The following is a 25,230-nucleotide window of genomic DNA, read 5'->3' on the forward strand; positions in this document are numbered from 1 at the left end:
CCACGGATGCACGTCGTCTTCCGCGACAGCCGGGGGCTGGACGAGGCCGAGGCGCCCTTCGATCCGGCGCAGGACCCGGCCGACCTGGTGGTGCTGTCGTTCTCGGACAGCGACCTCGGCGCGTTCGCGGCGGGGTGGCGGCGGGCGGGCGGCACCCTGCCCGCGCTGCGGGTGCAGAACATCGTGGCCCTGCGCCACCCGCTGTCGGTCGACACCTATGTCGAGCGCACGCTGGCCGGGGCGAAGGCCATCCTGATCCGGCTGATCGGCGGCGCGGCTTATTGGCCCTACGGCATCGCCTCGATCCAGGACCTCGCGCGGCGGCGGGGGATCGCGCTTGCCGTGCTGCCCGCCGACGGGCGGCCCGACCCGGCGCTCGAGGCGGCCTCGACCCTGCCCGGGCCGGTGCTGCGGCGGCTGGCCGGGCTCTGCGATGCAGGCGGCGCGGTGGCGGCGCAAGCGGCGCTGGCGGAGCTGGCGCAGGCGGCGGGGCTTGACGCGGCCCCGGTCGCGGGCGAGCGGCTGGTGCCCGAGATGGGGCTTTACGACCCCGATCTGGGCGTGGTGGGCGAGCTGCCGCCCGGCCGGGTGGTGCTCGTCTGCTTCTACCGCAGCTACCTGACCGCTGCCGACACCGCCCCGGTCGATGCGCTGATCCGTGCCCTGCGCGCTTCGGGGCTGGCGGCGATCGGCGTCTTCGCCCCCTCGCTCAAGGCGCCGGGCTTCGCCGCGTGGCTGCGCCCGATCCTCGCCGCGGCCAACCCGCCCGCCATCGTCAACGCCACCGCCTTTTCCGCCCGCTCGGACGCGGGCGAGACGCCCTTCGACCCCGCCGACTGCCCGGTGTTCCAGGTCGCGCTCTCGACCGCGCGGCGCCGCGACTGGGCCGGGTCCGAGCGCGGGTTGTCACCCGCCGACCTCGCCATGCACGTCGTCCTGCCCGAGGTGGACGGGCGCCTGTTCGCGGGCGTCGTCTCGTTCAAGAGCGCGGGCCGGCGCGACCCCGCCCTGCAATTCGCCCGCTTCGCCCACCGCGCCGAGCCCGAGCGCGTGGCCGCGGCGGTGGCCCGCATCGCGGGCTGGCTGCGGCTGGCCGCGGCCGCGCCTGCCGACCGGCGGCTGGCCGTGGTGCTCTCGACCTATCCGGGGCGCGCGCACCAGATGGCCCATGCGGTGGGCCTCGACGCGCTCGCCTCGACCGAGGCGCTGCTGGCCGATCTCGCGGCCGAGGGCTACGCCGTGGCCCCCCGCCCGCTCGCCCCCGCCCTGCGGACCGAGACGCTCGCCTGGCCGCTCGCCGACTATCGCGCCGCGCTGGACGCCCTGCCCGCGGCGCTGCGGGCCGACCTCGACGCGGCGTGGGGCGATCCGGCCGACGACCCCGCCTGCCGCGACGGCGCCTTTTGGTTCGCGGCCACCCGCTGCGGGGCGGCGCTGGTGGCGCTGCAACCGGAACGGGGCGAGGTCGCGCGCCGCGACGACGACTATCACGACCTCTCCCGCGTCCCCCGGCACGGCTACGTCGCCTTCTACCTGTGGCTGCGGGCGCAGGGGCTGCACGCGATGCTGCACGTGGGCGCGCACGGGACGCTCGAATGGTTGCCGGGCAAGTCGGTCGCGCTGTCGGCGGCCTGCTGGCCCGAGGCGCTCGCGGGCGACCTGCCGGTGATCTATCCCTTCATCGTCAACGACCCGGGCGAGGCCGCGCAGGCCAAGCGCCGGATCGGGGCGCTGACGCTGGGCCACCTGCCCCCGCCCCTGCGCACCGCCGCGCTGCCTGCGGGGATGGCGCGGCTGGAACGGCTGCTCGACGAATATTCCACCGCCGACGGGCTCGACCCCGCCCGCCGGGACCGGCTGATCGGCGACATCCGGGCCGAGGCGCAGGCTTCGGGCGTCGAGGCCGACCTCGGCATCTCGGCCGGCGCCTCGGCCGCCGAGGCGATGACCCGGATCGACCGCTTCGTCTGCGACATCAAGGAAAGCAGCTACGGCGACGGGCTGCACGTGCTGGGCCGCGGCCCCTGCGGCCCGGCCGAGCGCGACGGGCTGCGCCGCGCGCTCGCCGGCCTGCGGGTGGCGCCGGGGCCGTCGGGCTCGCCCGCGCGGGGGCGGTCGGACGTGCTGCCGACCGGGCGCAACCTCTTTGCCGTCGATCCCCGCGCGGTGCCGAGCCGAGCCGCCCACGCGCAGGGCGTCCGGCTAGCCGAAGAGCTGCTGCGCCGCCATTTGCAGGACCACGGCGACTGGCCGCAGGGGCTGGTCGTCGATCTGTGGGGCAGCGCCACCATGCGCACCGCGGGTGAAGAGTTCGCCATGGCGCTGCACCTCGCCGGGCTCGCCCCGGTCTGGGATGCGGGCTCGGCGCGCGTCTCGGGCGTCGAGGTGCTGGCGCTCGCGCAGCTCGGCCGGCCCCGGATCGACGTGACGCTGCGCGTCTCGGGCCTCTTCCGCGACGTGTTCCCGGGGCTTGCGACGCTCTTCGAGACCGGCGCCGCGATGCTCGCCGCCCGGGACGAGGGGGCCGCCGACAACCCCTATCGCGCCGCCGCCGCCCGCGTCTTCGGCCCCCGGCCGGGGCAGTACGGGCTGGGCATGGGGGTGGCGATGGACGATTTCAACGCCGCGGCGCGGGCCGCGGCGGGCGAGGCGTGGCTTGCCGCCTCGAGCTGGGCGATCGGCGCCGACGGGCAGTCCCGTCCCGACCGCGCGGGGCTCGAGGCGCGGCTGCGCGGGGCCGACAGCTTCGTCCATGCGCAGGATCTGCCCGAAAGCGACCTGCTGCTCGCCGCCGACTATGCCGCGCATGAGGCGGGGTTTGCCGCCGCGCTGGCCCGGCTGGGGACGGCCACCCCCGCGCTCTACCATCTCGACGCGACCCGCCCCGAGCGCCCCCGCGCCCGGAGCCTGACCGAGGAAATCGCCCGCGTGGTCCGCGCCCGCGCCGCCGACCCGGCCTGGGCCGACGGGATGATGCGGCACGGCTTCCGCGGCGCGGCCGAGATCGCGGCCACCGCCGACCACATGGCAGCCTTTGCCCATCTGGCCGGGGTGGTGCCGCCGCATCTCTTCGACCTCTACCACGACGCGACGCTCGGCCGCGACGATCTGGTGGCCTTCATGGCGCGCGAGAATCCCGCCGCGCTGGCGGCGCTGCGCGACCTGTTCCACAGGCTCGCCGAGGCCGGGCTGTGGGTCACCCGCCGCAACTCGATCGCCGCCACGCTGGGGGTGGGGGGATGAGCGGGTTCCAGGTCCAGGGCTGGTGTCCCGGCGCGCTGCGCCCGATGCCGTCGGGCGACGGGCTGGTGGTGCGAGTGCGCCCGGCGCTCGGCCGGCTGACGGGGGCGCAGGCCCGCGGCCTCGCCGCGGCCGCCGGCGCCTTCGGCAACGGCTGGATCGAGCTTTCGGCGCGCGGCAACGTGCAGCTGCGCGGGGTGTCCGAGGCGGGCCATCCGGGCCTGATCGCCGCGCTCTCGGCGCTGGGGCTGATCGACCCCGACGCCGAGGCGGAACGGCGCCGCAACATCCTCGTGACGCCCTTCGCCGATGCCGCGACGCTGGCGCTCGCGGCCGCGGTGCAGGGGGTGCTGGCGCAGATGCCCGCACTGCCGGCGAAGTTCGGCTTTGCCGTGGACACCGGCCCGGCCCCGGTCCTTTCGGCGGTCGCCGCCGACATCCGCCTCGAGCGGTCCGCCGACGGCCGGCTGCTCGTCCGCTGCGACGGCGCGGCGCTTGGCGCGCCGGTCGAGGATGCGGCGGCGGCCGTGGTCGCGCTGGCGCGCTGGTTCGTGGCGGCGGGCGGGGTGAGCGGGGGGCGCGGCCGGATAGCGCGGCTGATCGCCCGCGGCGCGGTGCCGCCGGACGCGCTCGCCGGGCGCATCGCCCCGGCGGCGCCCGCCCCCGCGCCGGTCCCCGGCCTTCGCCCCGAGGGCGCGCTCGTCGCCGTGGCCTTCGGCCGGATGCGCGCCGGGACGCTCGCCGCCCTCGGCGCGCTGGGGCCCGTGCGCATGACGCCGTGGCGGATGCTGCTCATCGAGGGCGCGACCCGCCTGCCCGCCCTGCCCGAGGTCATCACCGACCCCGCCGACCCGATCCTGCGGGTCGCGGCCTGCCCCGGCGCGCCGGACTGCCTGCAGGGCCTTGCCCCGGTGCGCACGCTCGCCCGGCGGCTCGCGCCCGGGGTGCCCGCGGGGCGGGTGCTGCACGTCTCGGGCTGCGCCAAGGGCTGCGCCCATCCCGGCGCGGCCGACGTGACGCTGGTCGCCACCGGCGCGGGCTTCGACCTGATCCGCGACGGCGCCCCCGGCGCCCCCCCGATGCAGCGGGGGCTGTCCGCCGACACTCTCGATCCCAAGGATTTGTTCTGATGCCCCATGCTTACGAGACGGACGGGGCGGCGATCTATCGCCAGTCCTTCGCCACCATCCGGGCCGAGGCCGACCTGGCCGCCTTCACCCCGGAAGAGGAGGTCGTGGTGGTCCGCATGATCCACGCCGCGGGCCTCGTGGCGCTCGCCCGCGACGTGCGCTTCACCCCCGGCATGGCCCTCGCGGCGCGGACGGCGCTGGAGGGGGGCGCGCCGATCCTCTGCGACGCGCGGATGGTGAGCGAGGGGATCACCCGCCCGCGCCTGCCGGCGGGGAACGAGGTCATCTGCACCCTGCACGACCCCGCCGTGCCCGCCCTCGCCGCGCGGATCGGCAACACCCGCTCGGCGGCGGCGGTCGAGCTGTGGCGGCCGCATCTCGCCGGCGCGGTGGTGGCGATCGGCAACGCGCCGACCGCGCTCTTCCACCTGCTCAACCTGCTCGAGGATCCCGCCTGCCCGCGCCCGGCCGCGATCATCGGCTGCCCCGTGGGCTTCGTCGGCGCGGCGGAATCCAAGGCCGCGCTGATCGAGGCGCCCCCGGCCCCGGCGGTGGTGGTCGCGGGGCGGCTCGGCGGGTCGGCGATCACGGTCGCCGCCGTCAACGCGCTGGCGAGCCGCGTCGAATGAGCGCCCCCCTGCCCCATTCCCTGCCCACTGGCCTGCCCCCTGCCCTCCCCCGTGGCCGCATCATCTGCGCCGGGCTCGGCCCCGGCGACCCCGAGCTGATGTCGGTGCGCGCCGACCGGGCGATCCGCGCCGCCCGCCACGTCGCCTATTTCCGCAAGCCCGGCCGGCAGGGTCAGGCGCGACGCATCGTCCGGGGGATGCTGGCCCCGGGCGCCGTCGAATACCCGATGGAATACCCCGTCACGACCGAGCTGCCCTTCGACGGGGCCGACTACAACGACCTGCTGTCGGGGTTCTACGACGACTGGACCGCGCGGTTGCAATCCCTCGTGGCGCAGGGGCACGAGGTGGTGGTGCTTTGCGAAGGCGACCCGTTCTTCTACGGCTCGTTCATGCATCTCTATGTCCGGCTGCAGGGCCGGGTGCCGGTCGAGGTGATCCCCGGCATCCCCGGCATGGTCGGCTGCTGGAACGCCACGCAGGTGCCGATCAGCTGGGGCGACGACGTGCTGACGGTGCTGATGGGCACCCTGCCCGAACCCGAGCTGATCCGCCACATGCGCGGCGCCGACGCGCTGGCGATCATGAAGACCGGGCGCAACCTGCCCCGCGTGCGCCGCGCGCTGGCGGCGGCCGGGCGGCTCGAGGACGCCTGGCTGATCGAGCGCGGGACGATGGAGGATCAGCGCCTGGCCCGGCTGGTCGAGGTCGATGCCGCCGACTGCCCCTATTTCGCCATCGTGCTGGTCCACGGCCGGGGCCGCCGCCCCATCGCCGCGGTGCGCAGCGCATGAGCGGGGGGTGGGTCACGGTGGCGGGCCTCGGCCCGGGCGATGCGGCCCTCGTCACGCCCGAGGTCACCGCGGCGCTGGCGCAGGCGACCGACGTGGTGGGGTATATCCCCTATGTCGCGCGGGTGGCGCCCCGCCCGGGGCTGACCCTGCACGCCACCGACAACCGGGTCGAGCTGGACCGCGCCCGCCACGCGCTCGACCTTGCCGCGGCGGGGGCGCGGGTGGTGATCGTGTCGTCCGGCGATCCGGGTGTCTTCGCCATGGCCTCGGCGCTGTTCGAGGCGCTCGAGGCGCACCCGGGCCGACAGGGCGCCGACATCCGCATCCTGCCCGGCATCACCGCGATGCTGGCCGCGGCGGCGCGCGCCGGGGCGCCGCTGGGGCATGATTTCTGCGCCATCAACCTCAGCGACAACCTCAAGCCCTTTACCGAGGTCGAGCGTCGCGTCCGCCACGCCGCCCGCGGCGGCTTTGCGATGGCGTTCTACAACCCCCGCTCGCGCGCGCGGCCGCACCAGTTCGGGCAGGTGCTCAGCCTGCTGCGCGCCGAGTGCGAGCCGGAGCGGCTGGTCCTCTTTGCCCGCGCGGTCAGCACGCCCGAGGAGCGCCTGACCTGCGTCACGCTTGCCGAGGCGGCGCCCGAGATGGCCGACATGCGGACGGTGGTGATCGTCGGCAATCAGGCCACCCGCCGGGTGGGGCGCTGGGTCTATACCCCGCGCGGGGTGCCGGCATGACCGAGCCACGCCATCACCTCGGCGACCGTGGCCGCGACCGCGCGCGGCGGCAGCACGGGGCGGTCGATCAGGATCACCGGCAGGCCGAGCGTGCGGGCGGCGGTCAGCTTGGCCGCGGCGCCGGAGCCGCCAGCGTTCTTGGCGACCACATGGGTGATCGCGTGGGCGCGCAGCAGCGCGGTGTCGGCCGCCGCATCGAACGGCCCGCGGGCGATGACCACCGACGCCTGCGGCAGCGGCAGGGGCTCGGCCGGCGGATCGACGAGCCGCAGCAGGTAGTGGTGCTGCGGGCGGGCGGCAAAGGCGGCGAGCCCCTGTTTCCCGATCGCGAGGAACACCCGCGCCGGGGCCTCGGGCAGCGCCGCGACCGCCGCCGCGGGGTCGGCCACGGGGCGCCAGTCGTCGCCGGGCCCGGCCTGCCACGGCGGCCGTTCCAGCCCGATCAGCGGGGTGGCGGTGCGGGCGCAGGCCTCGACCGCGTTGCGGCTCATCTGCGCGGCAAAGGGGTGGGTGGCGTCGATGACGTGGCTGATGCCCTCGGCGCGCAGCCACCGGGCCAGCCCCGCCGCGCCGCCGAACCCGCCCACCCGCACCGGCAGCGGCTGCGGCACCGGCTGGTGGGTGCGGCCGGCGTAGGAAAACACCGCCTCTACCCCGGCCTCGGCCAGCGCGCGGGCCATGAGGCTCGCTTCGGTCGTGCCGCCCAGCAGCAGGATGCGCGGCATGACTGAACCTTGGCTTGCCATCATCGGGTTGGGCGAAGATGGGCCGGCGGGCCTGTCGGACGCAAGCCGCGCCGCGCTGGCCCGGGCCGAGGTCGTGTTCGGCGCCCCCCGGCACCTGGCGCTCGTCGGCGCCGGGGCGCGGGGGCAGGCGTGGCCGGTGCCCTTCGACCTCGGCCCGCTGCTCGCCCGGCGCGGGCAGCCAGTGGCGATGCTCGTCTCGGGCGATCCGTTCTGGTTCGGCGCGGGCGGTTCGGTCGCAGCCCAGTTGTCCCCGGCCGAGTGGGTCGCGCACCCCGTCGCCGGCAGCTTCTCGCTGCTCGCCGCGCGGCTCGGCTGGCGGCTGGAGGAGGTCGTCTGCCTCGGCCTGCACGCCGCCCCGTTCGAGCGCTTGCGCCCGGTGCTTGCGCCGGGGGTGCGGGTGCTCTGCACGCTGCGCGACGGGCCGGCGGTGGGGGCGCTGTCGGGCTGGCTGGGCGCGAACGGCTTTGGTGCCGCGCGGCTGACGGTGGCCGAGGCGCTCGGCGGCCCGCGCGAGCGGCTGCGCGAGGGGGCCGGCTGGCCCGACATCGCCGCGCCGGTGGCGGTGGCGATCGACGGCGCGACGCTGCCGCCGGGCGCGGGCCTGCCACGGGCCAGCGGGCTGCCCGACGAGCTGTTCCGCCACGACGGCCAGATCACCAAGGCGCCGGTGCGCGCCGTCACGCTGTCGGCCCTCGCCCCCCGGCCCGGCGCGCTGCTGTGGGATCTGGGCGCGGGGTCCGGCTCGGTCTCAGTCGAATGGTGCCTCGCCGGCGGCCGCGCCATCGCGGTCGAGGCGCGGGCCGACCGGGCCGCCACCATCCGCGCCAACGCGCAGCACTTCGGCCTCTCGCACCGGATGGAGGTGCGGGCGGAGCGGGCGCTTACGGCCCTGCCCGCCCTGCCCCGCCCCGCCGCGGTCTTCGTCGGCGGCGGCGGCGAGGCGGCGCTTTACGACGCGCTCTGGTCGTGCCTGCCGCCCGGAACCCCGGTCGTCGCCAACGGCGTGACGCTCGAGGCCGAGGGCCTGCTGTCGGACCTGCACGCCCGCCACGGCGGCACGCTGCTCAGGATCGAGATCGCCGCCGCCGGCCGGCTGGGGCGGTTCCGCGACTGGCAGGCGGCGCGGCCGGTGGTGCAGTGGCGGGGGCAGCGATGAGGGTCGCCGGGATCGGCTACCGCGAGGGCGCCGCGCCCGAGGCGCTGGCGGCGGCGCTGCGCGAGGTGCTGGCCCGCGCCGAGGCCGCGGGCGGCCCGGTCGCGGCGCTGGCCACCCTGCCCGGCAAGGTCGCCGGGCTGCGCGCGCTCGGGCAGGCGCGGGGGCTGCCGGTGCTGGGGGTCGCGGTGGCGGGCGTGCCGACCCCGACCCGCTCACCCCGGATCGAGGCGCTGCACGGCACCGGATCGGTGGCCGAGGCGGCGGCGCTGGCCGCGGCAGGACCGGGGGCGCGGATCACCGTGGCGCGGATGATCGCGCCGGGCGGCATGGCGACCTGCGCCATCGCCGAAGTGAGGGGAGAGGACGCATGACGGTTCACTTCATCGGCGCGGGGCCGGGGGCCCCCGACCTCATCACCCTGCGCGGGCGCGACCTGATCGCGGCCTGCCCGGTCTGCCTCTACGCCGGGTCGCTGGTGCCGCAGGCGCTGCTTGCCCATTGCCCGCCGGGCGCGCGGATCGTGAACACCGCGCCGCTGTCGCTCGACGAGATCATGGCCGAGATCGCCGCCGCCCACGCGGCCGGGCTGGACGTGGCGCGGCTGCACTCGGGCGATCTGTCGATCTGGTCGGCGATGGGCGAGCAGCTGCGCCGGCTGCGGGCGCTCGGCATCCCCTTCGACGTGACGCCGGGGGTGCCGTCGTTCGCCGCCGCGGCCGCGGTGCTCGAGGCCGAGCTGACCCTGCCGGGCGTCGCGCAATCGGTGGTGCTGACCCGCACATCGGGCCGCGCCTCGGCCATGCCCGCGGCCGAAACGCTCGAAAACTTCGCCCGCACCGGGGCGACGCTCGCCATCCACCTGTCGGTGCAGGTGCTGGACGAGGTGGTGGCGCGGCTGACGCCCTCCTATGGCGCCGACTGCCCGGTGGCGGTGGTGTTCCGGGCGAGCTGGCCCGACGAGCAGGTGGTGCGCGCGACGCTCGGCACGCTCGATCCGGCCATCGGGCGGGGCGAACGCACCGCACTGATCCTCGTGGGCCCCGCGCTCGGCGCCGAGGGGTTCGACGAAAGCCGCCTTTACGCCGGGGACTACGACCGCCGCTATCGCCCGGTCGGCCCCGCGCCGCGGTTCCCCGAATGACCCCGCCCGGGCTGCTGATCGCGGCCGCCGGATCGGGCAGCGGCAAGACCACCGTGACGCTGGGGCTGATCGCGGCGCTGCGGGCCGAGGGCGTGGCGGTGCAGCCCTTCAAGTGCGGGCCGGACTACATCGACCCGGCCTTTCACGCCGCGGCGGCGGGGCGGGTGTCGCTCAACCTCGACAGCTGGGCGATGGGGCCGGGGCGGATCGGCGCGCTGGTCGGGGCGGCCGCGGGCGCCGATCTGGTGATCGCCGAGGGGGCGATGGGGCTTTTCGACGGCGTGGCCCGGCCGGGCGCGGCGGGGACCGGGGCCAGCGCCGACATCGCCGCGCTGACCGGCTGGCCGGTGGTGGCGGTGATCGACTGCGCGGGGCAGGCGCAGACGGCGGCGGCGGTGGGGCTGGGGCTCGCCCGCTTCCGCGCCGACGTGACGCTTGCGGGGGTGATCCTGAACCGCGTCGCCTCGGCCCGGCACGAGGCGCTGGTGCGGGCGGGCTTCGCCAGCGCCGGCATCCCGGTGCTGGGCGCCCTGCCGCGCCGCGCCGACGTGACCCTGCCCGCGCGGCACCTCGGGCTGGTGCAGGCCGAGGAGCTGCCGCGCCTCGACGCGACGCTGGCGGCGCTCGGCACCTTCGTCGCCGCGCATTGCGACCTGACGGCGTTGCGGGCGCTGGCCGGGGGGCGCGCACCGCCCGCCGGCGGCCCGCCCGTCCCGCCGCCGGGCGAGCGGATCGCGCTGGCGCGGGATGCGGCGTTCTCGTTCATCTATCCGCATCTGCTCGCCGACTGGCGGGCCGCGGGGGCGACGATCCTGCCGTTCTCGCCGTTGCAGGACGCGGGCCCCGACCCCAGCGCCACCGTCTGCTGGCTGCCCGGCGGCTACCCCGAGCTGCACGCGGGCGCCCTCGCCGCCGCCGAGGGGTTCCGCGCCGGGCTGGCCGCCTTTGCCCGGACCCGGCCGGTCCATGGCGAGTGCGGCGGCTACATGGCGCTGGGGGCGGGGTTGGTCGCCGCGGACGGGACGCGGCACCGGATGGCCGGGCTGCTGGGGCTCGAGACCAGCTTCGCCACCCGGCGGATGCACCTCGGCTATCGGCTGGCGCGGCCCCTGCACCCGCTGCCGGGCCTCGGCCGCGACCACGCTCTGCGGGGTCACGAGTTCCACTATGCCACGATCCTCGCCCAGCCCGACCCGCCGCTGGCCGCGGTCGAGGATGCGACCGGCGCCGCGGTGGCCGAGACGGGCTCATGCCGGGGAACCGGGGAAGCGGTGGTCAGCGGCAGCTTCTTCCACCTGATCGACCTTAGCGCGGCCCCGGCCGGCTGAGCGGCGGCGGCGCCGAAGGGAACGGCCCGATGCCGCAGCGGGCCGGGCGATTTCCGCTTGCCTGCCCGCGCCGATCGGCCGATGAGTGGCCCCACAAGGTGCCCCGCGGCCGAACGCGCCAAGGGGCTGAAACGGGAATGGGGAAGGGCAGACCAAGTTGCGGTGCCCCCACCCCAGCCGCCCCCGCGACTGTCAGCGGTGAGCGTCCTTTCAACAGCCACTGGCCCCCGGGCCGGGAAGGCGAAGGGACGCATCGACCCGCCAGCCAGGAGACCGGCCTTGTGCGACGACAACCCAACCTCCGTCGGGTGTGACGGAAAGGAGCACATATGCATATCGAACCGGGCCTGGTCGATCCCAGCAAGATCGCCCTGAGCTATGCCACCGCCGTCGCTGCCGGCGCCACCGGCCTCTATTTCGCCGGACAGGCGCTGCGCGAGCGCGGCCTGCCGTCGCTGGTCCTGCGCAGCCTGACCGCGACCGTCCTGACCTTCGTCTTCTTCGAGGTGCTGCCGCACGTCCCCGTTGGCGTCTCCGAGGTGCATCTCATCCTCGGCTCGACGCTGTTCCTGCTGCTTGGGGCCGGGCCCTCGGCCATCGGGCTGGCGCTGGGGCTGCTGATTCAGGGGCTGTTCTTCGCCCCCTCGGACCTGCCGCAATACGGCATGAACCTGACCACGCTGCTGGTGCCCCTCTTCGCGCTGCACGAGGTCGCGCGCCGCGTGATCGCGCCGGGCACGCCTTACGTGGACCTGCGCTATGCCCAAGTCATGCAGATGTCGCTGATCTATCAGGGGGGCATCGTGGCCTGGGTCGCGTTCTGGGCGCTCTACGGCCAGGGGTTCGGGGCCACCGCCGCCATCGCCTCGTTCGGGCTGGCCTACATGAGCGTCGTGCTGCTTGAGCCGCTGGTCGATCTGGCCGTCCTCGCCGCCGCCAAGGCGCTGCGCGGCCGGCTGCCCGAGGCGCTCGTCGCCCGCCGCCTCTACGCCGCCTGACCCTGACCGCATCGCCGGGCGCGCCCGTCTGAGGCGGCGCCCGGTCCCTGACGGGGACCCCGCATGATCCAGCTTTCGCTCATCGGGATCGGCACGGGCAATCCCGACCACGTTACGCGCGAGGCGCAGGCGGCGATGGACGCGGCCGACCTGATCCTCATCCCGCTGAAGGGCGAGGACAAGGCCGACCTCGCCGGGCTGCGGCTGCGGATCTGCCGGGCCTGCGTCACCAACCCCGCCACCCGGATCGAGACGTTCGCGTTGCCGGTCCGCGATCCGGCCAACCCCGACTATCTCGCCCGGGTCAGCGACTGGCACGACGCCATCGCCGCCCGGTGGGAGGGTGCGATGCGCGCCCATCTGGCCAGCGGCGGCGGCCCCCGGGTGGCGCTGCTCGTCTGGGGCGACCCGTCGCTCTACGACAGCAGCCTGCGCATCGCGGCGCGGGTCGGGCAGAGGCTGCCGCTGGCGCTGACCGTCATCCCCGGCATCACCGCGATCCAGATGCTGTGCGCGGCCCATGCCATTCCGCTGAACGATCTCGGCGCGCCCGTCACCATCACCACCGGCCGGGCGCTGCGCCGGGACGGCTGGCCCGCGGGGGCCTCGACCGTCGTCGTCATGCTGGACGCGGGCGGGGCCTTCGCGGCGCTCGATCCGGCGGGGGTGACGATCTGGTGGGGGGCCTATGTCGGCATGGCCGAACAGATGCTGCGCGCCGGTCCGCTGGCCGAGGTGCAGGACGAGATATTGGCCACCCGCGCCGCCGCCCGCGCTGCGCAGGGCTGGATCATGGACATCTATCTGCTGCGCCGGGGCTGACGATGGGCGGGATCGAGGGGGTGAGGGTGTGTGAAAGGGTGACGTTGGCCGCGCCGTCGCGGCCGCCCGCATCTCCCCCCGCGCGGCCCCGCGGCTGAGCCATGGTCTTCGTCGCGGGACATTTCGGTGAGTGGCTTCAGGGCCTTTGCGGGCCCGAGGGGCGGGTCGCGCTGGTGACGCTCGCCTGCCCGGTGGCCGGCGTGCACGCCGCCTGGTGCCCGGCGCGCGATCTGCGGATCGAGCAGAACGCCCCCCTGCTGGACGCGCCGCGGTGCCGCGCGTTCCTCGCGGCGCTCGGGCGGCCCGCGACGGGTGAGGTGCGGCTGAGCGCCGACCTGCCGCCCGGCGGCGGTGCGGGGATGTCCACCGCCGCGCTCGTGGCGCTGGCCCGCGCCAGCGGGGCAGCCGAGGAGGGGCTCGCCGCTGCCTGCCTGACGCTCGAAGGGGCCACCGATCCGCTGATGCTGCCGGCGCCCGACGCCGTGCTGTGGGCCCCGCGCGCGGCGCGGGTGCTGACGCCGCTCACACCCCCGCCCGGGGCCGAGATCGTCGGCGGGTTCTGGGGCCCCCCCTGCCCCACCGATCCGGCGGACACGGCGTTTCCGCGCATCGACGACCTGGTGGCCGAGTGGCAGCGCGGCCCCGACCTGCGCGGTGCGGCGCGGCTCGCCGCGCTCTCGGCCGCGCGCACCACCGCGCTGCGCGGCCCGCAGGACGACCCCACCCCCGCGCTGGCCCGGGCCCTGGGCGCGCTCGGCCATGCCCGCGCCCACACAGGATCGGCCCGGGCGCTGATCTTCGCTCCCGGCACCGCCCCGCCCGCGGCCGAGGCGCGGCTGCGCGCGGCAGGCTACGCCGGCGTCCTGCGCTTCCGCACCGGGGGGCGGGGATGAGCCTTGCTGCCGCCATGGCCCTCGCGCTCGCCCTCGACGCCGTCATGGGCTGGCCGGAGCGGCTTTATGCCCGGATCGGGCACCCGGTCACCTGGATCGGTCGCCTCATTTCAGCGCTGGAGGCGCGCCTCAACCGCGGCGGCACGTGGCGGCGGCGCGTGGCCGGCGCGGCCTGCGTCGCGGTGGTGCTGGCCGTCGCGGTGGGGCCGGCGGTGCTGGCCCAACGCCTGCTGCCCCAAGGGGTGGCGGGCGTTCTGGTCGCCGCGATCCTCGCCTGGCCGCTGGTCGCGGTGCGGTCGCTCTACGATCACGTCGCCGCCGTGGCGCGCCCACTGGCCGCGCGCGACCTCGAGGCCGCGCGGCGGGCCGTCGCGCTGATCGTCGGCCGCGATCCGGCCCGGCTCGACGCCGCCGGCGTGGCCCGCGCGGGGATCGAGAGCCTGGCCGAGAACGCCTCGGACGGGGTGGTGGCGCCGCTCGTCTGGGGGGCGGTGCTCGGGCTGCCGGGGCTTGCGGCCTACAAGGCGGCCAACACGCTCGATTCCATGATCGGGCATCGCAGCGCCCGCTACGAGGATTTCGGCAAGGCCGCGGCGCGGCTGGACGACCTGATGAACCTGGTCCCGGCGCGGCTGACGGGGGTGCTGTTCGCGGTGGCCTCGACCCGGCCGCGGGCGGCGCTGGGGGTCATGGCCCGCGACGCGCGCCGGCACCGCTCACCCAACGCCGGCTGGCCCGAGGCCGCCATGGCCGGCGCGCTCGGCATCCGCCTGTCCGGCCCGCGGACCTACGGCACGACCGTGGCGGAGGAGCCCTGGGTCAACGCGGGCGCCCCCGATCCGCGGGCGGCCGAGATGGGCGCCGCGCTGGCGCTTTATGTGCGGGCGATGGTGCTGTTCGGAGCGGGGCTGGGGGTGGTGGGGGTGGTGTGAGGGTGGGGCCGGTTAAGGACAATCGATCTCAAACCCCGACCGCATCGAGGCCACCGCGCCCGCGCCCGAAGACGACCTCCGCGCCGGGTGATCCGGGGCGGAACGGGCAGCCTCCTCCGCCCGGCATCGCGGGCCGATCAGCCGCGCCGCAGAACGCGCCGCGCCGCGGTGGATACGCTGCGCAGGGGCTTCGTCACCTTCCACGACCGGCTGACGAAGAGTTCCGCGATATAGGCCCGTTGCGCCGCCGTCTCGGCCTCGAGTGCCGCCACATGCTGCCTCAGCGCCTCGATCTCTTCGCCGCGCTGCGCAAGCTTGCGGGCCTCTTCATCCCGCTCGGATTCGCGTGTCGCGCCGATCTGCTGGAGATGGGCGAATTCGCGATGCCGCTCGGCCAGCGCACGCTCGGCCTCGGCCTGCTCGGTCTCGCGTCGCACGATGATCCGGGTCAGTTCGGCGAGTTCGCGGGTGCGCTCGTCCAGGCTGCGCTCGAGCCGCTGCGCGAGGGCTTCGCGGTCCGCGAGACGGCCGGCGATCACCGCCTGACGCTCGCCCGCATCCACCTCGGCCTTTTCGACCGCCGCCTGCAGCGCGGCAAGCTCGCCCTGCAGGCTGGTCACGGTGCGCTGGTGCGCGCCCTCGCGCTGGATCATCCGCTCGCGCAGCTCCGCCATCGCCGCCTCGGCCTGCGCCGCGGTCATGCGGCGCTCGTCCAGCGCGCCGCGCGTGACCGCCAGCTCGATCTCCAGTTCCGCGATGCGCGCCTCGTGCGCCTTCGCCTGGGCTGCGCCGGCACCCACCATCTCGTCGCGCGCGGCCGCGAGCGCGGCGATCTGGCCCTCGAGATTGGCAAAGTTCAGGCGCAGCGTCTCGACCTTCAGGGCCAGATCCCAGTGGTCCGCCGCGGCCGGTCCACGGTCGCTTTGCACAGTGTTCGCGCGCAGGGTGTCCAGCTCGCGCTCGAGCGTCGCCCGCTCTTCGGCCCAGCGAGTGCTTTCGGCGGTCAGTTTCTTCAACTCTTCCTGCGCCTTCTGCACGAGCTGCAGCGGCCGGGCATAAACGTGCGCCGAACCGTCGAATTGCGCCCGCACCGTGTCGAGCGCGTCGAAGTCTGCCTCGGATTCCCCTTCGGCCACCCATTTCTCGAGGATGCCGAAGACTTCCCGGACCCACCCGGCGGTGCGCTTGTCGGTTATCGCCTCGTCTGCCGCCACGGACTGGTGGCGCAGATTGGTGCTGAGGAATTCCTCGAGGTCGCCCGTCGCCGCCTCGGACAGGCGCGGCAGCGCGACGTCCAGTTCGGTCTCGATCTTCCGCGCCACGCCGTTCCAGTCGGTCATCAGTTCGGCATAATTGGTGAAGCACCGCGGCTTGCCGCGCGTCGCCGCTTCGGCGTCGAGGACGTGCCGCAGCCAGATCAGCAGCGCGATCTCGATCTCCATCCCGTTGCGGCTGTTCAGCGACTGGCCCACTTCCAGCGGATTGCGGTGGGTCAGGATGTAGCGCGGCGTGACGCCCAGATCGTCCATCACCTTCTCCCAGAACGGCACGAGCCGGCAGATGCGCGGATCCTTCAGCACGAACAGGGGGGACTCGCCGAACTGCTTTTCGATCACGGCCGCCGCGCGCGACCGGAAGTCCTCGGCCTGCGCGCTCTCCAGCCAGCCGGCCTCGACGGCCAGCCAGTCGTCCCATCGGGACGACGCGGCTTCCAGCAACCGGGTATGGAGGGGGTAGAGGGGCTCGGGCTCGAAATAGCCCTTGGCGTTGTCCGGCGTCGGCTTCATCGGCGTGGCAGGTCCGTCGCAGCCCAGCAAGGTCAGCGCGCCGGCCAGGGCCGAGGTGCCGGAACGGTGCATCCCCAGCACCACCAGCGCGACGCGCGACGCTTCTTGCCGATTACTCTCCATCGAACTCTCTCGCATTCTCGTCGTGGGGGCGACCTTGCGGCGTTTGCCCCGGCCTGCCTGTCGCTTTCCCGCTGCTCCGGCGGGCCTCATGCCACTTGCCTCGTGCGCGTCTCGTCCCAGAGCCGCTGGATTCCCTCGCGCAGCGAGACCCGGGGCGCCCATCCGGTTGCCGCGCGGAACCGGCGGGTGTCGAGGTAGATCGTCTCGACATCGAAGCCGCGTGAAGGTTTGTGGATCGGGTCGATCCGGGTTCCGGTGATCGTGCGGATCAACGCCCAAACGTCAAGGACGCTCGTGCCCTGCCCCGAGCCCACGTTGTAGGCCCCCGAGGGGATGTCCGCGACATCGACGGCGTGGCGAAAGGCCGAGATCACGTCGTCCACGTGCAGAAAGTCCCGCACCACCATCCCGTCGCCCCAGATCTCGGGGGTCTCGCCCCGGGCGATGCTGTTGAGGAACTGCGCGATGATGCCGATGGCGGCGCCGCGCAGCTGGAAGGGGCCATAGGGATTGCCGACCCGCAGGCTCACGCCGCTGAACCCGTCGCGTGCCGCCGCGACGTGAAGGAAGTGCTCGGCCGCAAGCTTGGAGGCGCCGTAGCCCGACAGCGGGTTGCGGGCCGCCTCCTCGGGCACCGGCACCGTCTCGGGGTTGCCGTAGACCGTGCCGCCCGAGGACGCGAAGACCACCCGGCGCACGCCGGCCCGGCCAGCCTCCTCGAAGATGCGGGCACTCGCCACGACGTTCTCGAGCGCATCGCCGGCAAGGTCGTTCATCGAACTCGAGGGTGTCGAGGTCCAGGACAGACAGACCAGCGCATCCGCCCCGGCAAAAAGGTCGGGCGCCGCCGACAGGTCGTCGGGAAACTCGAGAACCGCCGAGGGCGTGTCGCCCAGCCACTCTGCCGCTGCCTGCAAGCGCGAGGCGGTGTCGACCACCAGCACGTCACGGGTCTGAGCGAGATCGCGCGCGATGCTGGTCCCCAGGAACCCGGCGCCGCCGACGATGACGGTTTTCCGTTTCACGATGTCGTCTCCTTGCCGTGCGGCGCTCACGCGCTTTTCTCGTAGGTCAGCACCGGGTGCCAATCGTAATGCGTGACCCGGCTGACATGGCGCCGGCGTTCGGTCAGCCGCAGACCCGCGCGCGCGATGGTCACCTGCGCCGCGGCATCGACCCCCCCGCCCGTCACCAGGCACACACCATCGGCGGCCATCAGCCGCTGCGCCTCGGCAAGGACCCGGACGCGCGCCTCGGCACCGATCTCCGCCTCGAAAAGCCCGTTCAGCAGGATCACCTTGAGGCGACCGTCCGGCAGGTCCAGCCGCCCCGATTTGCCCTGAAGCGCCCCGACCAGTTCCCCGGTGCCCATCACGGGCCCCTGGAACTGCGCCTGCCAGAACGGCTTCAGGCCCGTGGGCAGGTTGACGCCCAGGGCAAGCAGCCGCTGGAACAGCAGCGTGGACTCGGCAAGGGTGCGATGCACGCTGCGCGCCCGCCGGTCGGCGCCGCAATTCGGACAGGTCGACGCGCCCTGTTCGGCGTTGAAGGCCGGAAACTGCGTGGCGCAGATGTTGCAGTGGCAGACCTCGGCATTGGCGATGGCGTCCAGCGCCGGCAGGTCCGCCAGCGTCGGCGGATGGACGGCGCCCATGCCCTCGTCGATGCGGTGAAACAGGCCAGGCCGTGTCTTGTTGAACAGCGACTTGAGGCCGGGGGTCTCGCCCAGCTCCCAGCCGCTGCTCTCGACGAAATACGAGAACTCCACATCCGTGTAGTTGTGCGGGACAGCGGTCGAGAAGCCGCCCACCTCGTCGACCATCTGCCGCCTCAGGATGAAGAAGCCGCCCTGGACGTGCGAGAAGATGCGGTCGGGGTGACGCGCGGCGAAATCCCTGTTCCGGAACTTGTCGAACAGCGCAACGCCCGTGGGATAGTCGCGCCCCCGCAGGTAGCTGGGGGAATAGCACAACGTGCCCCCCTGCCCCACGCGCGGATGGGCGTCCATGTAGTGGACCAGCGGCAGTTCCCAGCCCTTGCGAAGGGTCATGCCCTCCTTGCCGCAGACGTAGATCGCGTAATCCGAGCGCCCGTGTTCCAGACAGATGTTGGTGCCGGGGCCGACATAGGCGTTGTCGCGGTTCAGGATCAGCGTGACACGGTCGTTGTTGGCCTGCAGGTCTATGAGATAGGCCAGTGTCGCGGCGCGCGAGCCGTTGTCGCAGATCACCAGGTGATACGGCAGGCTGGTGTTGGCGATCAGACGCCGTGTGACCTCGGCCAGTTCGGGCAGGTTGTTCCAGCTGACGATCATCAGGTCGATCGTCTCGTTGGCCCAGACCCGCATCATCCCTTCGACCAGACGCTCGGAATTGTAGTTCTGGCGGATGCGGTCCAGCCCGTTCTCGATGATCGCCTCGACCGCGGCCTCGGGCAGCGCGTAGTAGTCGCGCACGCGGGCAGCGATGGACCGGGGGTCGGCGTCGCAGATGATGCCGGTGATCCCGTCGTCGACCAGATCGGGAATTCCCGAGATCGCCGTGGTGAGGACCGGCAGGCCGGCCGACATCGCCTCCATCACCACGGTCGGGATGCCGTCCATGTCGCCATCCGAGGCCCGCACCGACGGGCAGGCGAACAGGTCGGCGCCGCGGAACACCTCGAGCATCGCCTCGCGGTTGGCGACCGCGCCGCAGAACTCGACGTTGGTGATGCCCTCCTGCGCCACCACGTCCCGATACTGCTGCTCGAGATCGCCGTAACCGTAAAGCGCGATCCGAACCCCCTCGTCCGCCAGCAGCTTGCCGGCGCGGATCAGGTGGATGAGCCCCTTCTTCTCGGTGAAGCGATGGATCGCGACGATGCGCCGGAACGGTCGGGCCGCCCGGTTGGCGATCCGGCCGTCGACATAGAGCGTGTCGTCGCAGCCGTTGGCGCTGAGCATCATCCTGTCCGTCGGCACCCCGCGCGCCGCGAGGTAGCGGAAGTGGAACTGCGACGGCACGAGCACCTTGCGGCACCAGCGCGACCGGCTCACCTCGCCGATGCGGTTCTCGATGTCGTTGCGATAGCGGAAGATGTCCTGCGCATGGGCGATGAAGGTGAAGGGGATCTCGGCCCGCTCGCAGGCCGGCATCACCATGTTGGTGACGGTCGGATAGACGAAATGGCTGTGCACGATCGAACGGCCCGTGGCGCGAAGCCGCTCGGCCAGGTGGTCGGGGTCGCGCACGCTTTCCCACTCGATGTCGAAATCGGGCGTGAAGTCGGGATAGGGCGACTGCCGGCAGAACACCCGCACATCGATCCCCATGGCGCGCAGGATGCGCAATTCGTTGAGAACGAAGGTCTCCGACGGCACCGGGAAGTGCCACATGAAATAGGCGACCTTCATCTCGCTGCGCGGTGTCGGCGCCAGATCGGCGCGGGCAGGCAGCACCATCTTCTGCGGCGCGTGCGGCGAGGACAGCACCCGGTCATAGGCGGCCCGCATCTGCGCGACATAGGCCTTGCGCCCGAAGCGCTCATCGGCATCGGCGCGGGCCGCCGCACCCATGCGCGCCAGCCGCGCGCGGTCACCGGCCAGCACGCGCAGCCGGTCCGCGACCGCTGCGGTATCGCCCACCGGCACGACAAAGCCGGACTCCCCCTCCCGCACCAGTTCGGGCGGACCGCCGTGGTCATAGACGATCACCGGCCGGCCGGCCGCCATCCCCTCGAGCACCGTCCGCCCGAAGGATTCCTGGAACGTCGACAGGCTGAGCACGACGTCAGCCTGGGCAATCGCCTCCACCGGGCTGCTGCTGTAGCCGAGCAGTTCGATCGAGGGCGGCAGGTCGCCGGCATGGATCCTGCTGGCAATCTGCTCGGTATGTTCGTTATGGGGGCCGATCAGGCAGAACCGGACCTCGGGATGGTCGGCATGCAGGGCACGCGCGACCTCGCAGAAGTCCCACACCCCCTTCTTCGGAATGTTCGAGCTGATCATCGCGACCCGCAGCGGCCCCGGCCCGCCCGGCGCGTCGAGCGCGCGCAGGTCGTCCATGTCGGCGGTGTTGTAGACCACCACCGGCAGCCGCCCGTCATCCTCGAACCCGGCGCAGGTCGCCTGTGAATTGGCGATCAGCAGATCGGCGCTGTCCCAGACCCCCGCCACGATCTCGTCCGGTGTCTCGCCCATGATCTCGAGCAGCGCATCGTCGTGGCGAATGAGCTCTCGCACGTGGACGATTCCGCGGATCCCCATCCGGCGCGCCGCGAGCAGCGGCTCGCGCAGCATGATGGTGTTGACATGGACCACATCGACGCTGTCGGCCGCGATCGCCGAGCAGAAGGTGCCGATCACCGGCTCGTTGATCGGGACATTCCGACGCCACCAGCCGTAGGGGATCACATAGGCCGCCATCGCCTGACCCAGCAGCGCGTCGAAATACGCCGTGTTCTGCACGGCCGGAACCGTGACCACGACGTTGAAATCCAGCGCGTTCAGCGCGTTGAGCATGTCCATCAGGCTGCGCTCGCTGCCGAACAGGTGCTGTGCCGCGACATGGGCGCAGAGCATGACGGTCGGGCGTCCCGGACGGCGGGCGACCGCGCCCTCGACGCGGTGCGGCGCCTCCTTCACCGGGGCCGGCGCCGCGCGGGTGAAGGCCTGGCGGTTCTCGCGCCTCCCGTGGCGGATGTAGTGCTGCAGCGGATCGACGTTGGCGCGGGCGAGATCCTCGTGAGCGGACAGGTACCGCGCGCTGTCGAAATCGGGACCGGGGCTTCGCACCAGATGCCGCCCGATCCGCAGATAGTGCTCGAGCGGGGCGAGGCCGGACTGGTCCACGTCCGGATAGGTTTCACGATACCAGTCCGCATCGAACAACCCCGACGCCAGAAGCTCGGCCCGATCGCTTTGACTCACACTCATCCGGGGTTACATCTCTTTGAAATCTCTTGCCTCTTCTCCGGAACTGGCAAGATCTGCGGCACGGACGCCGTGCGGAGGCCCGCATCGCACGGCTCGACAAACGAAACAAAATTATCTCTGCCGTGCGATAGGGTGTAAGATCATTGCGCTCCAATCGCTCGCCGGATCGCAGCATGTTGATTCAATTGCATTTCCCAACGTTGCAGCCAATCGCCCCTGCGATGTGGCAATCACCCGTCGACCACGCACAACACGCTGGAATATTTGACTAATTGGACTGCGCGGACGACTCCTTGAACGGTACAATTCCGATAATGGGACGTCGTGCTGTTAACGCAGGGGGGCGGGGGTCGCAATCGCTTTCCCGGATTTCGGAACGTCAGCTCAAGTGAGATTGGCTTGCCGCGCGACCTCTCGCCAATTCGCACACACAAATCGCAACGCGATTATCGCACGCCGAAACTTCTGTTTCTTTAACGAAACGAGGTGGATGGTCAACGGCCCAACCGCGCCGACCAGAGGCCGTCAGGCGCGCTTCTCATGGCCGACGCCGACCCGCGCGGGCGCGCAGGTCGCGTGCGATCCAGCCGTCGCCCCCTCACCCCAGCGCCCGATCCAGATGCGCATACCCGCCGTCGGGGAAGACCCACTGCCCCGTGGTGTGGCTCGCGCGGTCCGACAGCAGGAACGCGCAGGTGTCGGCGATCTCGCGCGGGGTCGTCATGCGCTGGCCCAGGGGAATGCGCCGGGTGATCCGCGACAGCGCCGCCTCGGGGTCGTCCATGCCGTCCAGCCAGCGGCGATAGAGCGGCGTCATCACCTCGGCCACGACGATGGCGTTGACGCGCACGCCGTCGGCCAGGAACTCGGCCGCCCACTCCCGCGTCAGCCCCAGCTGCGCGGCCTTCGCCGCGACATAGGCCGAAGTGCCCCCCTGCCCCGTCACCGCGGTCTTCGAGCTGATGTTGACGATCGCCCCGCGGCTCGCGCGCAAATCGTCGGCGAGCAGGTGGACCATCGTGTAGTAGTGGACGAGGTTCTGGCTGAGGCTCGCCCGGAAGGCCGCCGGCCCCGCCCCCAGCCCGACGCCGTCATTGGCCCCGGCGTTGTTGACCAGCCCGTGAACCGCGCCGCCGGATCGCACCTCTTCGACGGCGGCGGCGCACTGGGCGTCGTCGGACAGCTCGACCGGCACGAAGCTGCCGCCCAACCGCGCCAGCCACGCCGGATCGGGCGCGCGGCGGGCGAGGATAACCGGCACCGCCCCCTCCTCGGCCAGCACCTCCGAAATCGCCGCCCCGATCCCCGAGGCGCCGCCGGTCACCACGATGCGCTTGCCCGCCAGATGCAGATCCACCCTGCCCCCCTTCTGCGGACCCCGCGGCCCGCTTCTTTCTTGCCCAAATATCCCGGGGGGTCCGGGGGGCTGGCCCCCCGGCGGCGCGGGACCCCGTCACCCCGCGAAGCGATAGTCCCGCAGGCTCTCGGGCCGCATCTCGATCGAGAACCCCGGCCGCTCGGGCGGCATGTAGGCGGCATTCTCGATCCGCACGGGGTCGAGGAAATGCTCGTGCAGGTGATCGACGAACTCGATCACCCGGCCCTCGCGGGTGCCGGCGATGCACAGATAGTCGATCATCGACATGTGCTGGACATACTCGCAGAGCCCGACCCCGCCGGCGTGGGGACAGACCTTCAGCCCGTATTTCGCGGCCATCAGCATCACGGCGAGGACCTCGTTCAGCCCGCCGAGGCGGCAGGCGTCGATCTGCACCACGTCGATCGCGCCCCCCATGATGAACTGCTTGAAGAGGATGCGATTCTGGCACATCTCGCCGGTCGCCACCTCGACCGGGGCGACGGCGGCGCGGATGCGGGCGTGGCCGGCCACGTCGTCGGGGCTGGTCGGCTCCTCGATGAACCACGGGTTCACGAACGACAGGCGCTTCACCCAGTCGATCGCCTCGTCCACCTCCCACACCTGGTTGGCGTCGATCATCAGGGCGACGTCGGGGCCCACCGTCTCGCGGGCGATGGTCAGGCGGCGGATGTCGTCGTCGAGATCGCGGCCGACCTTCATCTTGACGTGCCGGAACCCCGCCTCGACCGCCGCGCGGCAGAGCCGGCGCAGCTTCTCGTCGTCGTAGCCGAGCCACCCGGCCGAGGTGGTGTAGCACGGATACCCCTCGGCCCGCAGCGTCGCCACGCGGTCGGCCTTGCCCGCGGCCTGCGCGGTCAGGAACGCGAGCGCCCAGTCGGGCGTGATGCAGTCGGTCAGATAGCGGAAGTCGATGCAGCGCACGAGCTCGGCCGGGGTCATGTCGGCGACGAGCTGCCAGACCGGCTTGCCCTCGGCCTTGGCCCACAGGTCCCAGGCGGCGTTGACGACCGCGCCGGTGGCCAGATGGATCGCGCCCTTGTCCGGGCCGATCCAGCGCAGCTGGCTGTCGCCGGTCACATGGCGCCAGAACCGGCCCATGTCGGACGCGATCCAGTCGAGGTCGAGGCCCACGACCAGCGGCCGCAGCGCCTCGATCGCGGCCACGCAGATCTCGTTGCCGCGGCCGATGGTGAAGGTCAGCCCGTGCCCCTCGAGCGGCCCGTCGGTCTCGAGCACCACATAGGCCGCCGAGTAATCCGGGTCCGGGTTCATCGCGTCCGATCCGTCCAGCGCGGCCGAGGTCGGAAACCGCACGTCCACCGTCCGCAGGCCGGTGATCCTCATGCCCGCCCCCTCACGTTCCTGCTCATGCCCTCACCCCCCCCCTTCGCGTCACGACCCGCACGGCGCAGGCGAGGCACCCAGCCCCTGCCCGTCCGGCAGCCTCGGTCCGAACGCCGAGGGGGCGCGCAAGCCCCCCCGGCGCACGGGGTCACTCGTAAAGGACAGCCGCGATCTCGGGGCTGTCGATGTTGGTCTTGTCGTACCAGAAGAACCCGGTATCGATCTTCGGCTCGACCTTCTCGCCCTTGGCGGCGGCGACGGCGGCCTTGACGGTCTCGTAGCCGATGCCGACCGGGTTCTGGGTGATGGCGCCCGCCATCAGCCCCTCGCGGATCGCGTCGGTCTGGGCCTTGCCACTGTCGTAGCCGACCACGACCACCTTGGCGCCGGACTCGCGCACGCCGTTCACCACCCCGATGGCGCTGCCCTCGTTGGTGCCGAAGATGCCCTTGATGTCGGGGTTCGCGGTCAGGATCGCCTTGGTGATCTCGGTCGATTTCAGGTGATCGCCGCCGCCGTATTCGATGGCCACGATCTCGACCTCGGGGTGCTTCGACTTCATCTCGTTCACGAAGCCGTCGCGGCGGTCCACCCCGGTGCGCGAGGTCTGGTCGTGGGCCACCACCGCTACCTTGCCCGACCCGCCGATCAGCTCGGCCATCTTGTCGGCGGCAAGCGCCGCGGCCGCCACGTTGTCGGTCGCCGCGGTGGCGAGCGGGATGTCGCTGTCCACGCCGCTGTCGAAGGCGATGACCGGGATGCCCGCCTCCTTCGCCTGGGTCAGCAGCGGGATCGCCGCCTGGCTGTCGAGCGCCGCAAAGCCGATCGCCGCGGGCTTCTTGGCCAGCGCCGCGGCCAGCATGTCGATCTGCTTGTCGACCTGGCTTTCGTTGTCCGGCCCCTCGAACGTCACCTCGACGCCGAGTTCGCCCGCGGCCTTGTCGGCGCCGGCCTTCACGGCCTGCCAGAATTGGTGCTGGAAGCCCTTCGAGATCAGCGGCACGTACAGCTTGTCCTGCGCCAGCGCGCCATGCGCCATCAGCGACAGCGCCGCGGCCGCGCCCAGCAGGGTTCTTCTGGTGAACATGGTTTCCCTCCCTAAGGTTCACGTCGGTGGGGCGCGGACCGCCCTTC

20 protein-coding genes and 1 riboswitch are annotated in these 25,230 nt (G+C 73.0%); of the genes, 13 read left to right on the forward strand and 7 right to left on the reverse strand.

Translation table 11 applies throughout. From position 1 onward, the window contains the following. Positions 1-6: 6 nt before the first annotated feature. From cobN to cobJ, 5 genes are read left to right on the forward strand one after another with little or no spacing between them, the layout of a single operon-like run. Positions 7-3,243, forward strand: a complete 3,237-nt coding sequence (gene cobN, locus BLW17_RS13045) for a cobaltochelatase subunit CobN (RefSeq protein WP_036734221.1) — start codon at positions 7-9, stop codon at positions 3,241-3,243. Next, entirely contained in the window at positions 3,240-4,370 is a 1,131-nt protein-coding gene (cobG, locus tag BLW17_RS13050) for a precorrin-3B synthase (RefSeq protein ID WP_036734223.1), read from the forward strand. The genes cobN and cobG overlap by 4 nt, the downstream gene beginning before the upstream one ends. Further along, positions 4,370-4,999, forward strand: a complete 630-nt coding sequence (locus tag BLW17_RS13055) for a precorrin-8X methylmutase (RefSeq protein ID WP_036734225.1) — start codon at positions 4,370-4,372, stop codon at positions 4,997-4,999. The genes cobG and BLW17_RS13055 overlap by 1 nt, the downstream gene beginning before the upstream one ends. Then, positions 4,996-5,793: a precorrin-2 C(20)-methyltransferase gene (locus BLW17_RS13060; RefSeq protein ID WP_074826800.1), complete on the forward strand. Its 798-nt coding sequence runs from the start codon at positions 4,996-4,998 to the stop codon at positions 5,791-5,793. Before BLW17_RS13055 ends, BLW17_RS13060 begins: the two co-directional genes overlap by 4 nt. Continuing rightward, on the forward strand, positions 5,790-6,530 hold the full coding sequence (cobJ, locus tag BLW17_RS13065) for a precorrin-3B C(17)-methyltransferase (RefSeq protein WP_036736583.1): 741 nt from the start codon (positions 5,790-5,792) through the stop codon (positions 6,528-6,530). The genes BLW17_RS13060 and cobJ overlap by 4 nt, the downstream gene beginning before the upstream one ends. Here cobJ and BLW17_RS13070 read toward each other — a convergent pair. Continuing rightward, positions 6,503-7,255, reverse strand: a complete 753-nt coding sequence (locus tag BLW17_RS13070; protein ID WP_036736585.1) for a cobalt-precorrin-6A reductase — start codon at positions 7,253-7,255, stop codon at positions 6,503-6,505. The two genes, cobJ and BLW17_RS13070, sit on opposite strands and share 28 nt — an antisense overlap. Between BLW17_RS13070 and cbiT the strand changes: the two genes are divergently transcribed. The 8 genes from cbiT to cbiB all read left to right on the forward strand — a co-directional run bounded on the left by cbiT (position 7,254) and on the right by cbiB (position 14,546). Continuing rightward, entirely contained in the window at positions 7,254-8,432 is a 1,179-nt protein-coding gene (gene cbiT, locus BLW17_RS13075; RefSeq protein WP_036736586.1) for a precorrin-6Y C5,15-methyltransferase (decarboxylating) subunit CbiT, read from the forward strand. The two genes, BLW17_RS13070 and cbiT, sit on opposite strands and share 2 nt — an antisense overlap. Further along, positions 8,429-8,803: a cobalamin biosynthesis protein gene (locus BLW17_RS13080; RefSeq protein ID WP_036736588.1), complete on the forward strand. Its 375-nt coding sequence runs from the start codon at positions 8,429-8,431 to the stop codon at positions 8,801-8,803. Before cbiT ends, BLW17_RS13080 begins: the two co-directional genes overlap by 4 nt. Continuing rightward, positions 8,800-9,573, forward strand: a complete 774-nt coding sequence (cobM, locus tag BLW17_RS13085; protein WP_036736590.1) for a precorrin-4 C(11)-methyltransferase — start codon at positions 8,800-8,802, stop codon at positions 9,571-9,573. The genes BLW17_RS13080 and cobM overlap by 4 nt, the downstream gene beginning before the upstream one ends. Beyond that, complete coding sequence (locus BLW17_RS13090; RefSeq protein ID WP_074826805.1) at positions 9,570-10,901, forward strand: cobyrinic acid a,c-diamide synthase CobB; 1,332 nt, start codon at positions 9,570-9,572, stop codon at positions 10,899-10,901. Before cobM ends, BLW17_RS13090 begins: the two co-directional genes overlap by 4 nt. A 79-nt stretch (positions 10,902-10,980) precedes the next feature. Then, positions 10,981-11,197, forward strand: a riboswitch (cobalamin riboswitch). A 33-nt stretch (positions 11,198-11,230) separates the two neighbouring features. Next, entirely contained in the window at positions 11,231-11,899 is a 669-nt protein-coding gene (locus tag BLW17_RS13095; RefSeq protein WP_036736810.1) for an energy-coupling factor ABC transporter permease, read from the forward strand. 63 nt (positions 11,900-11,962) lie between these two features. Further along, complete coding sequence (gene cobF, locus BLW17_RS13100; RefSeq protein ID WP_036736808.1) at positions 11,963-12,721, forward strand: precorrin-6A synthase (deacetylating); 759 nt, start codon at positions 11,963-11,965, stop codon at positions 12,719-12,721. A 101-nt stretch (positions 12,722-12,822) separates the two neighbouring features. Next, on the forward strand, positions 12,823-13,614 hold the full coding sequence (locus BLW17_RS13105) for a propanediol utilization protein (protein WP_139306017.1): 792 nt from the start codon (positions 12,823-12,825) through the stop codon (positions 13,612-13,614). Beyond that, positions 13,611-14,546, forward strand: a complete 936-nt coding sequence (cbiB, locus tag BLW17_RS13110) for an adenosylcobinamide-phosphate synthase CbiB (RefSeq protein WP_074826808.1) — start codon at positions 13,611-13,613, stop codon at positions 14,544-14,546. Before BLW17_RS13105 ends, cbiB begins: the two co-directional genes overlap by 4 nt. Before the next feature lie 137 nt (positions 14,547-14,683). Here the strand turns inward: cbiB and BLW17_RS13115 are convergent, their stop codons facing one another. The 6 genes from BLW17_RS13115 to BLW17_RS13140 all read right to left on the reverse strand — a co-directional run bounded on the left by BLW17_RS13115 (position 14,684) and on the right by BLW17_RS13140 (position 25,183). Beyond that, a complete protein-coding gene (locus tag BLW17_RS13115) occupies positions 14,684-16,405 on the reverse strand; it encodes a hypothetical protein (protein ID WP_211656942.1) in 1,722 nt (573 codons plus the stop codon). 137 nt (positions 16,406-16,542) lie between these two features. Further along, positions 16,543-17,481, reverse strand: a complete 939-nt coding sequence (locus BLW17_RS17460) for an NAD-dependent epimerase/dehydratase family protein (RefSeq protein WP_052176485.1) — start codon at positions 17,479-17,481, stop codon at positions 16,543-16,545. Positions 17,482-17,507: 26 nt separating this feature from the next. Continuing rightward, the gene (locus tag BLW17_RS13125; RefSeq protein WP_052176486.1) at positions 17,508-21,371 is read right to left on the reverse strand and encodes a glycosyltransferase; all 3,864 of its coding nucleotides are present in this window, start codon (positions 21,369-21,371) and stop codon (positions 17,508-17,510) included. Positions 21,372-21,969: 598 nt separating this feature from the next. Then, positions 21,970-22,728 carry an L-fucose dehydrogenase gene (locus BLW17_RS13130; RefSeq protein ID WP_036734606.1) on the reverse strand — a complete coding sequence of 253 codons (759 nt, stop codon included), beginning with the start codon at positions 22,726-22,728 and terminating at the stop codon, positions 21,970-21,972. A 96-nt stretch (positions 22,729-22,824) separates the two neighbouring features. Next, the gene (locus BLW17_RS13135) at positions 22,825-24,096 is read right to left on the reverse strand and encodes an L-fuconate dehydratase (protein ID WP_036734607.1); all 1,272 of its coding nucleotides are present in this window, start codon (positions 24,094-24,096) and stop codon (positions 22,825-22,827) included. 148 nt (positions 24,097-24,244) lie between these two features. Then, entirely contained in the window at positions 24,245-25,183 is a 939-nt protein-coding gene (locus BLW17_RS13140; RefSeq protein ID WP_036734609.1) for an ABC transporter substrate-binding protein, read from the reverse strand. Positions 25,184-25,230: the final 47 nt, after the last annotated feature.

The sequence above is a fragment of the Paracoccus sanguinis genome, assembly GCF_900106665.1.
GTDB lineage: Bacteria > Pseudomonadota > Alphaproteobacteria > Rhodobacterales > Rhodobacteraceae > Paracoccus > Paracoccus panacisoli.